We start from the raw sequence: 14,246 nt of genomic DNA on the forward strand, positions 1-14,246 counted from the left end.
GTTATGAACATGAGCTGAAGCGTTGGATACACGATCAAATGAGTTCAGTTTTCGTCCATGGAGCACCTCATCTCCTTTCATGGATACATGTTTAACATTAATAGAATTTGAGGTATCCACCCTATGAATAACGTACTTACAGAACAGGCTGATGCAGGATATCGGCTAGCTGAGCAGAAAGCATCTCAGTATTTTACTTCTCTTAGGCAGCAACTTATGGATAATACGTATACAACAGCACTTACCCAAGATATTCATGTATGGCAAAGGAAACATATTCATCGTTTTGCCTGGCTTTCTCTTTTATCACCTAGCAAAAGAAAACCGGATCCCCGGGATGTTCATAGATATATCCACTGGCTGAATACGACAGGAAAGCTGGATGATTACCTGGATCGGAGTATCTCCTATATTTATATGCGGGATCTGGGGCAAGCCCTTGATTCTCCGGGTACGCAGGCCCGAATTCAGAACGTTGTCCAGAATACTAAAAAATACTTTATGGACTCAGCTACTGGGCGAAAAGGACAGCCTGATTATATCAGTCTGGCTGCGTTGTACCGGTGGGGACAGAAGGAGCACATTGAAACGGCTGTCATCTGGGTGATGAACAAATTAAAGAATGTAGCATCCAACATCCCGAAGGAGCTGGATGCAGAGCAGGCGCAACGGAAGCTCATCAAGATCATTCTCGGCGTTGTCCTTCATGTGGACGATGAGATGAACGAGCAGACACCACCTGAAGAACGTGCCCGGAGATTTGATGCGGCGATCCGACTTGGTTATTCGTATGGTTTGACGTATCCATTTGTGGATGATCTGCTGGATTCTCAAGCATTGACTGTTCAGGAAAAAGAACAATATTCCCTGATGATACGTGATGCACTTCTTACCGGGGTCGTACCTGATCTGGGAGAGTGGAAAGGCAGCAATCTTGAAGTAATTGAATATGTACATTCCGAGCTTCGGGAAGCATTTGAGTACATCAAGAACTACCAGCATCCAGAGAAACAGCGCACGTTTTTAGAGCAATCCTATGTGTTCTTTCAGTCTCAGGAGATCGATCGCAACAAGAAATTAGCCAATGCGAATTACAGCAATGAAGAATTGTACATTCCGATTATTATCAAATCCTCTTCTTCCCGATTAATCGTCCGGTCTGTTCTCAGTGCACCGGTGGATGAAGGATTTGATCTGCGGACGTTCTATTACGGGATATATAATCAGTTGGCTGATGATTTTGCCGATATGTTTGACGATATGGAAGAAGGGGCAGTAACTCCATATACGTACTATTTGAAGTATCGAGATTTGCGTCCCGACTTGATCAATCCATATGAATTGTATTGGGCAGTCATCTCTCATCTAATCCATGATGTATATAACTCGGACGCCAAGACCCGCGAGGTCATACTGGATCGTGCCATTAACGGTCTGAAGCGTTGTAAAGAACGGTTGGGGCAGCAAAAATATGATGAAGTGATGACGATCTTTGCCTCTGAGCAGCCTGAATTCAATCAACTGGTTCAACAGATGGTGCGAAAAGCAGATGACGTTGATTTCCTTGATAAATTGTTACGAGATCAGGTTGTGCTTCAATTGAAAAATGACAAGCAGGAAAAAGAGGAGTTCAAACAGACCATTCGAACGGTTCGCGAACAGATTAATGTGGAGTTGCAGATTGCGAAGCCCGGTGGCCTTCATGAGATGAAAGAAACGCTGATCGATGCGGCCAATTACAGCTTGCAGGGAGACGGAAAAAGGCTACGTCCGATATTAACTTGGGTTATGGGCGTGCGCGAGTATGGTCTTCATGAATCATCCATCGTTCCGCTGCTAAGATCATTGGAGTACATGCATACCGCTTCCCTGATCTTTGATGATCTGCCTACGCAGGATAATGCTTCGACAAGACGTGGACGTTCCACGCTGCACCATGTACACAATAGTGCCACAGCAGAGCTTACGGGTCTGTTTCTCATTCAGAAGGCGATTGGAGAGCAATCCTCATTGAATCGTTTTGATGCGGCGACCGTACTCAGACTCATCCAGTATTCGGCTGAAAAAGCAGAGGATATGTGTATGGGGCAGGCCATGGATCTGAATTCCAAAGGCAAGGCATTGACGCTGGAGCAGTTGAACATGATCTGTTTTTACAAAACTGGCATTGCCTTCGAAGCTGCCCTGGTCATGCCAGCGATACTTGCCCAAGTGAAGGAACCGGAGATGGCTGCGCTGAAAAAGTTCGCTTATCATGCGGGGATCGCCTTCCAGATCAAGGACGACTTGCTGGATTTCGAGGGAAATTACCTTATTCTTGGGAAACCTGCAGGTCAGGATGTGCGGAACAACAATTCAACCTTTGTGTCTATTCTGGGTGATGAAGGCGCGAAGAAAGCGATGTGGGAGCATTATTGTCTTGCTACAGATGCATTGAACGAGATGCCGAAACCTATTCCATTTTTGAGACATTTATTGGATTATCTTATTGGTCGCGAGCGCTAACCCATTTTTCTAATGATTCCGTGTTGCCTATGACTCATAATGATATATAATGACAAAGTTCGGGATTCCATGTGGATGGATTCCGGGCCTTGTTTGGTTTAAAGACACAAATCTCTTAAAAAGATTTGTTTCAACGGTTGAAATTCTGGGTATTAAGCAGGTACTGTTGTTTTAAAACTGACTAATTCTTATAGAACATCTTATATCAGTAAAAATTTTAGATTTCGACAAACTTTACATGGAGTCTATGCCAAAAGGAGAACTTACAATGCAGGTTCAAAAGGTCGATCATCACGAATTGTTCGAGCAAATCTATAACCAAGCGCCTATTGGGATTGCACTCGTTGCTCCAACAGGGCAATGGATGAAAGTGAACCCTGCTTTTTGTTGTATGCTAGGTTATACAAGTGATGAATTAATGGATCTCACGTATCAGGATATTACAGATCCGGATGATTCCTCACAAGATATGATCTGTAGTTATGAGCTATTTGAAGGTAAATCAAAAGAAAATCAATACGAAAAACGTTACATTAATAAAAATGGTGACATCTTATGGTGTTCAATACATGTTTCCTTGGTTCGAAGCGAAATTACGGATGAACCGCTTTATTCCGTTTGCCATATTGTTGATATTTCCAATCGTAAACTGTCTGAACAAAAACTCCTCCATCGTGAAGAAATGTTCAAACTTATTACGGATCATGCTCAGGAGATCATCTATATTGCCGATTCAGAGGGAGTTTGTCGGTTCTGCTCACCGTCAGTCCAACAAATATTAGGTTATTCCCCGGAAGAAGTCATTGGCCAAAACAATAATGCTTCCTTTCACCCACAAGATCTGGAACGGATCTCACAGATGGATTTGACTAAAGGTAATCTGTTGAATATTAGAGTCCGCCATAAAGACGGGCATTATCTTTGGTTTGAAACCACATACAAGGTCTTTGGTGATGCGGAGCATGAACAGCAGATTTTTACAATTGGACGAGATATATCAGAGCGAAAAAAACAAAAGGATATCAGTGCAGAGGCTGAACGTATCGCCTTGATCGGTAGTTGGGAATGGGATATGGTCTTAGACCATATTACATTTTCAGATCAGATCTTTGAGATTTTTGAACTTGAACGCACCTGCAAACCATATCGGATAAGTGATGTTTTTAATGTTATGGATGCTGAAGATATAACCTCTTTACAAAAACATATTGCAGGGGTAAAACAGGGTGAACCGCTCGATTTTGAATACAAACACATCAGCTCTGATGGGAATGAGAAGTATCTTCACTTGCGTGGATTAATTACGCTTGATGAGCATGGTCAGCCAGTTCAGCTGAACGGAACACTACAGGATATCACTGAACGCAAACGCATCGAATTTAAATTGCAGGAATCTGTCGAGCGATACACTTCGCTTAAGAAATACAATCATGACGCCATTATCTCGTTTAACATGGATGGTAATATTATGAATGCAAATCCAGTAGCGGTGAAAATGACGGGTTGTCCCGTGGCTGAAATGATCGGTACAAGCATAAGCAGATTTATCGGAGCCGGTAATCTGGGTCTGATTCTGGGCAGTAACTATGAGATGGCTGAAAAGGAGATCAACGCTGTTCGGCACACGGATGGATCTGAGACAGAAGTCTTGGCTACGCTTGCTCCAATTATTATTAATACATCCAATGTCGGGTTTTACCTGATTGCGAAGGATATTACGGAGCAGAAAAAACTGCTGGTAGCCAAAGAGACAGCGGAGAGAATGAATAAGGCCAAAAGTGAATTTTTGGCGATGATGAGTCATGAAATCCGTACACCTATGAACGGTGTAATTGGGATGACGGATTTGCTTTTGGATACTCCTGGACTTAGCGGGGAACAAAAGGAATACATCGAAATCATCCAGAAGAGTGGAGATTCCTTGCTGGCCATCATTAATGATATTCTTGATTTTTCCAAAATCGAATCAGGCAAAACCGATCTGGTAGAAGATCCTTTTGATCTCGTAGAGATCGTGACCGAGACGGTGCAAATCGTAAAACCGCTGGCTCGTGAAAAGAAGCTGGATGTTCGCATGTGCGTAGAAGATGTCATTCCAACTCCGGTGTATGGTGATGCTTATCGTCTTAAACAGGTACTTACCAATATCATCGGCAACGCGGTCAAATTCACTTCAGAAGGCGGCGTGGAAGTTAAAGTGGGAGTTAAGGAGCAGTGCGGCAATAACGTGCAGCTTTATTTTCAGGTAAAAGATTCGGGCATTGGCATTCCGGCTGAGAGGAAACAACAGTTATTTGAACCTTTCTACCAACTGGAGAATTTTATGACCCGCAAACCTCAAGGTACCGGTCTTGGCCTTGCCATTAGCAAGAAACTGGTGGAGCTTATGCAGGGTGAGATCTGGATCGAGGAATCGGATGATCCGGGTACAATCTTTATATTTACCGCCCAATTTAAATTAAATAACGGTGAAGAGAGTAACAGGTTGGATCAACAGCAGAAGAAGAGCAGAACATCAGCCTTGCGGATTTTAATTGCAGAAGACAATGAGGTGAATCAACTCGTCCTTAGCAGGATCGTTGAGAAAAAAGGGCACTTCGTGGATCACGTGGCGGACGGTGTTGAGGCAGTCGAGGCGGTCAAACACACTTCATATGATATTGTCTTCATGGATGTGCATATGCCAAGGCTTAATGGATTTGAAGCGACAAAAGCGATTAAAAATGCTTTGCCCCCCGAGAGTTGTCCATTCATTATTGCGGTAACTGCAAATGCCGTAAGAGGAGACATGGAAAACTGCTTGAAGGCAGGCATGGATGCGTATGTCAGCAAACCGATCAAAATCGAGTCCATTATGCAAGCATTGGAGACCTATTACATCAAAAATAATCTCTGAGCACGCTAAAAATGGATTCATGAGCAAAAAGCTGCTAGCTTATTGTAAATAGGCTAGCAACTTTTTTTTGCTGTTCCATGATTTTGTCCTCCATCCTGCATCCCACAGATGCGACTAAGGACAAATCTCTAAGGATTTTTGATCCACAATTTGGAGATGTCCATATATCCGAATTCTGCGATCTGCATGCCGAAGATGCTCTGATCCAGTTCAGCCTGCTTGTTCATGTGACAGCCATGCAAGATCCAGCAGTGATCACGTAGCAAGGCTTCAGCTTCATCCAGGAGCGCAGTACGGTCTGCCCGATGAAGCTTTGCAAAATGATCCAGTTTGTCATCCAATAGAGACTGGAATGCAGGAGACATACACATATGAAAATGGTTGGACAGGTTTTTGAAAAAATGAATCATGCCGTACTGCCAATCTTCCTCCAGTATCTCTTCAGCGAGGATCAATTGTGCGTTTGTGGTTTCCTCTGAGTTGAAGTAATCCACAACAGCCTGCATGCTGATGTTCAGACCGATGGACGCTGCCCGACACTGAAACCACTCCGCAACGTCTGCATCTTTATTATGCTTATATGATAATGTTATCGTCTCACCTTGGTACCCACAGTTATGCAGTAATTCACGAGCATGCTCAAGAGAGGAAGCGGTCCAGTCTTGGGTTGCACTTTTCCAAGGAAGGAAGCTGCTGGCCGGTGTGATCCGATTCCCGCCGAGATCTCTGACAAGCGCGACCGAATCATAGACGATACGCAGGGCTTGTCGAAATAAGGGATGATGATGGATGCCTTCCTTGTGAAAATTGAACAGCATATATTGACAACCCAGCGCCGGATAATTGATGCTGTTCGTCTGATCACACCCTGTTGCCAGACTTAATCGATCTGTACCCGGTAGCTCATAATAGCGATCATTTGGACTCAGGTCAGGCACAAACCAGAAATGCACTTGATCCAGATGTGGCCGGATGCCGTAGTACGCATCAAAAGCGGCAAGCTCCAGCACATCTTCATTCAGCTCAGAGATCTGAAAAGGACCGGTACCTACCAATGTATTGGCTACATTGTAATCGTAGGGCAGGATTGTCATCCGAATACAACTGAACAGATGCAAGAAAAACCGATTAGGACGATGTAGAACAAACTTGATACAGTAATCACCAGCTACTTCCGCACGTTCGATATCCCGATATAACCAGATGGAGGGACTATGTACATCAATCAATCGTTGCAACGTCGCTTGAACATCCCGGGACGTCATGATACGTCCGTTGTGGAAACGTACACCTTTCCGAAGATAGAAGGTCCATAAGCGATGGTCCTCGCTACACTCCCACATGTGCGCCAGTGCTGGCAGGAATGATTCTGTCTTGGCGTCATAAGTGATCAATGTATTACAGACCTGGCTTAATAGGTAGGTTTCAAATGCAGTATAAACAAAGGCTGGGTCCAAATCACCTAACTGGCGTGACCTCATGATGCGCAGGATATCCTGACCAGAGGCAGTTTCATCGTGGCCGTGAAACCCCATCTGTTGATGAAGGGAGAGCATGAGCTGTTCTCGCAATGTATCATCCATCTGAACGGTTCCGATGAGTTCAATGGCATCTTTCATTTTGCCTTTAGCCAGAAGTTCGGTAAAACTCGCTTCCAACGCTTCATTCATGCTACGCAGCATCGTTAACTCCGAATGATGTCCACGACCACGCCCAGGCTGCCAATGGATAAAGCCTTGTTCCTCCAATTTTCTGAGAATGAATTTCACATTGCGGGGGGTGCAGCACAAGGCAGCGGACAGGCTATCGATCGTTACCGCTACAGGTTCATGAAGTTTGAATGAAAGTTGTTCGGCCCCGGCGAGCCTTATAAAGTGTGTATGCAGGGTATCCATGTTCATGACTCCTCTATTAAAGGTGAAAAGTGTGATCATATGTTTACACTTTTACTTCCCCCTTTTATCCTTACAATTATACATTAGAAGATGTAGTTCAAAAAGTCCGCTTTTGATTACGAAAGATGCCTAAAGACATCATCAGCATCGAATATGGAATTCAGCCGAAATGTCCGTTGCTCACGTAGTTTTCCCTACGCTCCGCTACTCCATTTCTAGCTTAATCCCATCTTCTCGGTACTGAAAACCGAACTTTTTGAACACGAATTAGTAGAGGTTGTTCAAAAAGTTCGCTTTTGAAGCACTTAGAAAGAATAGGAGAAGTTCGCATGAAGCAATATTTAAGGCAGATTCACCCCTTGGCATGGACGATCATTATCGGAACCATGTTTGGACGTCTTGTGACGTCCATGAGTATCCCGTTTCTATCCATCTATCTGACACGTGTGTTAGATGCTACACCGACCCAGACCGGTATTACTGTGGCGGTTAGCTCGCTGGCAGGTGTAATGGTCAGCTTTTATGGAGGTTATATTTCGGACCGGATCGGGCGCAAAATCGTGATGTTAATCTCAGTATTTAGCTGGGCAGGTGTGTTTTTTATTTTTTCAGCAGCAGAGCATCTATGGGTGTTCTTTGTTGCCAATACGTTAAACGGATTATGCCGCGCAGTATTTGAGCCCACCTCCAGAGCGCTGTTATCGGATATTACTTCTCCGGAGAACAAATTGCTGGTGTTCAACCTCAGATATGCTGCAGTTAATCTTGGTGTGGTCTTTGGGCCAATTATCGGATTTCAGCTGGGATCATCTGAATCAACGTTCCCATTTGTGATTTCCGGCTTGATATACATAGCCTATGGACTTGTATTATTTCTCCAATTCAAGCTGCAACATGCCAATCTGCCAGAGCGTCATCAGGCAACCGCACCACGTTTGCGTGAAGCACTCATAACCACCGGTCGCGACCGGGTGTTTCTGCCAGTATTAATCGGTACCACATTTTGTGTTCTGGGTTACGGGCACTTTAGTTCTACGTTGGCACAGTACTTGGCGAGGAGCCCGATCTTTGAAAATGGAAGTCAGATGTTCTCGTACATGCTATCCCTGAATGCCGTGACGGTACTGATTATTCAGTATCCTCTTGTGAGAACCTTCCGAAACTTCCCACCGCTTGTTCCTCTGATTGTGGGTAACTTGCTGGTGGCAACCAGTCTGATGATGGTTGGAATCGCTGAAGGTGTGCTCATGATGATGATGAGTGTCATACTATTTACCATTGGGGAAGTGTTGTTGTTCACCATGATGGATATGCTCATTGACCGGATTGCGAAGCCGGAATGGAAAGGGACGTATTTCGGTACCATCGGATTCAATAATATCGGTAGTGTCATTGCTCCTGTCATGGGAGGGGTGTTGCTAAGTCAATTTGGAGCGGAGAATGGGCTCGCTGTTTTTCTACCGATTGCACTGACGACTGCCCTGGGAGTACCTTTTCTTCTGATAGCACACAGACGTCTTGTTGTTAGAGAAAAACAAACAGAGCCTACATCATTAAGTATGTAGCGAGAATTGAAAAGTTTAATGGCATGAATTAAATAACAATTCAGTTAAAATTATCTTGACGGATGTTAGTCCAGCGAATACAATAAACAACAAATATGTGAAACGGGTGGGATGATGATTATGTTTATGCCTATACAGATTTCGAATCGATAACTGAATACGCATGAGCATAGTGACATTAATCCAATTTTTTTGCAATGATCGCGTTGGGACAGTCATGTTTGTGCACCTCTGTCGTGGACGCTCATCATTATTGCGATGCAGAGGAGATACGGGAAATGCTTTGCATTTCATTCGATCTCTTTTGGCTACAAGCTGTAGATGAACATTAGTTCATCTATGGCTTTTTGGCATGCATTCCACCCAATTTGTTCACATGGAAAGGAGCGTTTGGAGCGTTATTTTATAAAAACTAACTTGTTAAAAAGGAGAATGTACAATGGTCAACATATGTTCTACATATCAATTATGGGCGGGAAATCCCGATTTTAATGTCATTATGTATGACTCATCCTAGTGATCGCAAATTTGCTGTCGTTAAGATCATCAACAAATATGAATAGCCAAGAACAATTAAATAAACCGATAAAGAGGTGGGACCTGTGCCCAAAACAGAGAAAATCTCCATGTCATGGCTGCTGCGTTATCTAAAACCCGTTAAAGGACGGCTGGCCTTACTTTTAATCATGTTGCTCACATCAACGGGGCTTCAGCTTTTGAATCCACAGATTATTAAACGATTTATTGATACAGCAGCAAGTGGGGGAGTCCTCACCAATCTTGTTCAGCTCGCAGGAATATTTCTGGTTGTTGCCGTGTTTAATCAACTCATCACGGTAGCGGTCAGTTATTTGGGGAACGACGTGGCCTGGCGGGCCACGAATCAACTGCGCGGAGATCTGCTGAAGCACTGCCTGCGTCTTGATATGCGTTTTCATAATGTGAAAACACCTGGAGAGATGATTGAACGTGTGGATGGTGACGTAACGAGTATCTCCAATTTTTTCGCAATGTTCATTGTGCAAGTGATCGGGAGTTTTGTGCTGCTGGCCGGAATTCTCGGATTCATGTTCAGTGTTAATGTGCCCATTGCTTTGGTGATGACCGTGTTCACATTATTATCGATCCTTTTCATGGTCTTTATCCGAAATCTAGGCGTGGACTCTTCCAAAAATGAACGTGCGGCAAGTGCCTCTCTGTTCGGATTAATTGAAGAACGCATTGCCGGGATTGAAGATGTGCAAGCAAATGGTCATGTGCCTTATGTGATGAACCGCTTTTACCGCACGATGCGCACGGTATTCCGTAAGGGGAGAAAAGCCTGGCTGCTACGGGTTATTCCGTGGAATACCACAGTAGTTCTGTTCGCACTGGCGGTCACTGCGGTGCTTTTGCTGGGTGTGCATTATTATATGGAAGGTCTAATTAGTATCGGAACATTATTTCTGATCTACCAATATACGCAGATGCTGAATGATCCGATTGAGATGCTTGGAGATCAGGTGCAGGAGTTCCAAAAAGCAAAATCAGGCATGTTGCGCTCCAGAGAGCTGTTGTCCATGCAGAGTGAGATTGAAGAGGGCACAGAGGAGCAATTGCCGGAAGGACCTCTTGGTCTGGAATTCAGTCAGGTGCACTTCAGTTATAACCAGGATAAACCGGTATTGCAGGACATTACTTTTGCCATTAAGCCTGGTGAACGTCTAGGAATCATCGGTCGCACAGGTAGCGGTAAATCGAGTCTTAGTCGTGTTCTTCTCCGGCTGTACAATCTGGATCGGGGTACGATCCGTGTGGGTGGAACGGATATCACAAAGCTTTCATTACAAGCGCTCTATCGCAGGGTGGGAATGGTGACACAGGATGTGCAGTTGTTTGATGGCACACTGCGTGATAACCTGACCCTGTTCAATGGAGATGTATCGGATCAGATGATCAAGGAGACGACGGATCGCCTTGGACTTAGCCAATGGATTAATTCACAACCAGAAGGACTTAATACGTATTTGGCTGCAGGCGGAGCTTCATTGTCGGCAGGGGAAGCACAGTTATTTGCCTTAACCCGCGTATTCCTGACCGAACCGAGTCTGGTTATTCTGGATGAGCCTTCATCGCGTCTAGATGCTGCGACCGAAGGTATGTTGCAATCTGCAATTGACCAGTTAATGAAACAATCCACAGGAGTGATTATTGCTCACCGACTGGCTACGCTGGAGAAAGTTGACCGGATTATGGTGCTCGGTGATGGGAAGGTACTGGAGTTTGGAGCGAGAGAAGAACTTGCCAGTAACCCTGCATCTCACTATGCCAGACTGCTGATTACAGGCAGAGAGGAGGAATTGGCATGACTGTAGCAGGATTTATAGGCCGTTTGTTTCGATTCAGGCCTTTGTTATTTGTAATCAACGGAATGTTATGGTGTATATTTCATTCCTTGCCGCTAGCCATTGGTATTGGAATGCAATGGTTTTTTGATCGCACAACAGTGGGCTCCAATGACTACATGTGGCTTGCTGTGCCGCTTATCTTTATTGCTTTGGTCCGAATGGCACGGGTGGGCACATTTTTTGTAGCCTTCTATGCATGGGTTACGTATCTGTATCATGTTCAGGCGATTTTACGAACCAACATGCTCGCAGCGATCATGCGCTGGCCTGGGCGTAATCTTCCGGCTTCACCAGGGGAGGCGATGAGTCGCTTTCGGGATGATGTCGATGAAGTCGTCGAGTATGTAGAATCATGGGTGGACTTCTGGGGACGGCTCGTATTTGCTGTTGTGTCCATCGTCATTATGGCGAACATTAATTGGCAGATCACATTGGTTGCCGTGCTGCCATTGGTGGTCGTTACCTTACTTAACAACCTGTCCGGAAATCGGGCTCGGAAGTATGCACAGGTTAATCGTGAAGCGACTGGGCGAATTACCAGTTTTATTGCGGAAACGTTTGGAGCAGTGCAAGCCCTGAAACTGGGTCAGGCCGAAGAGAATGTCTCTTCACGTTTCAACCAGTTGAATGAAGATCGTCGCCAGGCTGCACTTCGAGACAATCTGTTCAAGCAGTGGATGAGATCGATGAATCAGCATGTTCTAAGTATCTGTACCGGATTGATTCTACTGATGTGTGCAGCTGAGATGAAAGCAGGGAATTTTACCGTAGGTGATTTTGCCTTATTCACCAGTTATCTGGCCAATATCGGATTTAGCATTTCACTGTTTGGTTATATGGTGTTTCAGCACAAAAGGCTCAAGGTATCCTATGATCGTATGCGTAAGCTATTCCGCCCAGGGGAAGAAGACCAGATCATGGATTCGAGGGAAATCTATCTGTATGAAGATCCGCCGGAACTTGTAAGTGAACAGAGGGACCCTAAGGAGAAGTTGCAATCTCTTGAGGTGAATAAGCTGACTTATCAATATCCGAATTCTGAAAATGGCATAGAAGAGATCAGTTTTCGTCTGAAACGCGGACAATTTCTTGTGATTACGGGACGGATCGGATCAGGTAAATCAACGCTTGTACGAACACTTCTTGGACTGTTACCCAAACAAAAAGGGGACATTCACTGGAATGGAGCGGCTGTTGATCCAGCCACATTCCTGATGCCGCCTAGAGCCGCGTATACCCCTCAAGTGCCAAGATTGTTCAGTGATACGTTGAAAGAAAATATCGTCCAGGGCAAACAGGGTAACACCGAGCAAGCCCTTGAAAAAGCCATTCGTCTGGCTGTGATGGAGAAGGATATCAAACATCTGGATCAGGGGCTTGAGACCCCGGTTGGTCCCAGAGGGGTGATGCTGTCAGGCGGGCAGATTCAGCGCGCGGCCACAGGACGCATGTTAATGACGGAGGCGGACCTGTTTATCTTTGATGACCTGTCCAGTGCACTGGATGTGGAGACAGAACAACAAGTATGGGAAGGGCTGTTCCAAGAGCCGGATGTCACCTGCATCGCAGTTTCTCACCGCAGGGCAGCACTTTCCAAAGCAGATCACATTATCGTGATGAAAGATGGACGCATTGAAGCCGAGGGAAGTTTGGCCGAATTGCTTGCCACCAATGAAGAGATGCAGCTGCTGTGGCAAGGGGAACAAACCCCCGCCAAAGTTGGATAGCTTTGAAAATTTAGAAAAGATAATAAAAAAACAAAAAAGCCTTACAGACGCTCCTTGAAAGAGGACAGTCTGTAAGGCTTTTTATCGTTATAACGAGTGGAAAGATGGAATATTTTTATCTCATCATCTGAGCAATCAAGGAATACGCAATGATGACCAGGAAGATAATAGTGATATGGTTAATGGAGAAGATAAACATCCGTTTGGACCATTTCTCTGTTTCTTTCTTGTCAAAGGTAGCCACACTGAGAATGAGCCAAGCCAAGCTAACCAGAAATGCCACAATAGCGACAAATGGACTCATCGGCCAGAATAAAAAGCTGGAGATCAGTAACAGTACCAGATACACATTTGTCTGAATGTATGTCCGTCTGATGCCTTTAACAACGGGTAGCATGGGAACACCAGCAGCTTTGTATTCGTCAAAACGACGAATCGCAATCCCGTAGAAGTGAGGCATTTGCCATAAGAGCATCGTAACGACCAATGCCCAGATCTCAAAATGACCCAGTTCCGGTGAAATGGCTGCCCAACCGATGAGTGGAGGCACAGCACCCGAAAGACTTCCCACTTCCGTGTTGTAGATCGTTGTACGTTTGGTCCACATCGTGTAAGGGAACACGTAAAGCAACAGACCCAAAATACCAAATACAGCAGCGGATGGGGAAGCGATGTACAACATGATGCCCCCGATGATGGTGATTGCAATACCGAGAATTAGACCCGACTTGGTATCTACGCGTCCCGTAACGGTAGGACGTTTCTTCGTACGTTCCATGATCGCATCAATATCACGATCATACAAGTTGTTAAACACCCCTGCAGCTCCAATAATGAGAGAAGATCCAATAAAGGAAAGGATGATTGGTACAATATTAGCTAAGATTGAAGCATCAAATACATATAAAGCCAAACTTAAACCCGCAAACATGGCGATCAGGTTGGACTTGATGATTCCGATTTTGATCGTATCGAAGAATACTTTCGGAATCGAGCTATACTCCAGGCTGATATTGGTCTGTGAACCATTGTTCAATGTTTTCAAGAACTCACTTCCTATATCTATACTTGTATATTATGTCGCTATTATACCATTCAATACACTATGTGATTTAATTAACGTTTTAGTATTTAAAATAATGTCATTTGATTGTGAACAATTTAAAAACAAGGTTGTTTTTAATTGTTAAATAATTATTTCTGTGTTACAGGAGAGAAATCAAAAATCCGAGTATAACAGTGATCCAAAGTTTGTTCTGTCATTGTAGTGT

7 protein-coding genes are annotated in these 14,246 nt (G+C 44.5%); 5 read left to right on the forward strand and 2 right to left on the reverse strand.

Annotated elements, in window-relative coordinates; translation table 11 throughout:
* Positions 1 to 123 precede the first annotated feature (123 nt).
* Positions 124 to 2,505: a polyprenyl synthetase family protein gene (locus MKY01_RS13975; RefSeq protein ID WP_339286698.1), complete on the forward strand. Its 2,382-nt coding sequence runs from the start codon at positions 124 to 126 to the stop codon at positions 2,503 to 2,505.
* A 268-nt stretch (positions 2,506 to 2,773) separates the two neighbouring features.
* Entirely contained in the window at positions 2,774 to 5,401 is a 2,628-nt protein-coding gene (locus MKY01_RS13980; RefSeq protein ID WP_339286700.1) for a PAS domain S-box protein, read from the forward strand.
* Between the two features lie 128 nt (positions 5,402 to 5,529).
* Here the strand turns inward: MKY01_RS13980 and MKY01_RS13985 are convergent, their stop codons facing one another.
* Positions 5,530 to 7,296 (reverse strand): ABC transporter substrate-binding protein, encoded by a 1,767-nt coding sequence (locus MKY01_RS13985; protein WP_339286702.1) that lies wholly within the window; start codon positions 7,294 to 7,296, stop codon positions 5,530 to 5,532.
* A gap of 329 nt (positions 7,297 to 7,625) precedes the next feature.
* On the opposite strand from MKY01_RS13985, the gene MKY01_RS13990 reads away from it, so the two are divergent.
* The 3 genes from MKY01_RS13990 to MKY01_RS14000 all read left to right on the forward strand — a co-directional run bounded on the left by MKY01_RS13990 (position 7,626) and on the right by MKY01_RS14000 (position 12,975).
* Entirely contained in the window at positions 7,626 to 8,861 is a 1,236-nt protein-coding gene (locus MKY01_RS13990; protein WP_127545778.1) for an MFS transporter, read from the forward strand.
* A 602-nt stretch (positions 8,862 to 9,463) separates the two neighbouring features.
* Positions 9,464 to 11,209: an ABC transporter ATP-binding protein gene (locus tag MKY01_RS13995; RefSeq protein ID WP_339286704.1), complete on the forward strand. Its 1,746-nt coding sequence runs from the start codon at positions 9,464 to 9,466 to the stop codon at positions 11,207 to 11,209.
* The gene (locus MKY01_RS14000) at positions 11,206 to 12,975 is read left to right on the forward strand and encodes an ABC transporter ATP-binding protein (RefSeq protein ID WP_127545785.1); all 1,770 of its coding nucleotides are present in this window, start codon (positions 11,206 to 11,208) and stop codon (positions 12,973 to 12,975) included. The genes MKY01_RS13995 and MKY01_RS14000 overlap by 4 nt, the downstream gene beginning before the upstream one ends.
* A gap of 115 nt (positions 12,976 to 13,090) precedes the next feature.
* Here MKY01_RS14000 and cyoE read toward each other — a convergent pair whose 3' ends face one another.
* Complete coding sequence (gene cyoE / locus MKY01_RS14005) at positions 13,091 to 14,020, reverse strand: heme o synthase (protein WP_036608378.1); 930 nt, start codon at positions 14,018 to 14,020, stop codon at positions 13,091 to 13,093.
* Between the last annotated feature and the right edge of the window lie 226 nt (positions 14,021 to 14,246).

Origin of the sequence: Paenibacillus sp. FSL R5-0486, from assembly GCF_037975155.1 — a bacterium.
In the GTDB taxonomy this organism is placed as follows: domain Bacteria; phylum Bacillota; class Bacilli; order Paenibacillales; family Paenibacillaceae; genus Paenibacillus; species Paenibacillus amylolyticus.

Coding starts and splice junctions, on each gene's coding strand:
- MKY01_RS13975 (WP_339286698.1), top strand. CDS start 124: ATGAATAACGTACTTACAGAACAGGCTGATGCAGGATATCGGCTAGCT.
- MKY01_RS13980 (WP_339286700.1), top strand. CDS start 2,774: ATGCAGGTTCAAAAGGTCGATCATCACGAATTGTTCGAGCAAATCTAT.
- MKY01_RS13985 (WP_339286702.1), bottom strand. CDS start 7,296: ATGGATACCCTGCATACACACTTTATAAGGCTCGCCGGGGCCGAACAA.
- MKY01_RS13990 (WP_127545778.1), top strand. CDS start 7,626: ATGAAGCAATATTTAAGGCAGATTCACCCCTTGGCATGGACGATCATT.
- MKY01_RS14000 (WP_127545785.1), top strand. CDS start 11,206: ATGACTGTAGCAGGATTTATAGGCCGTTTGTTTCGATTCAGGCCTTTG.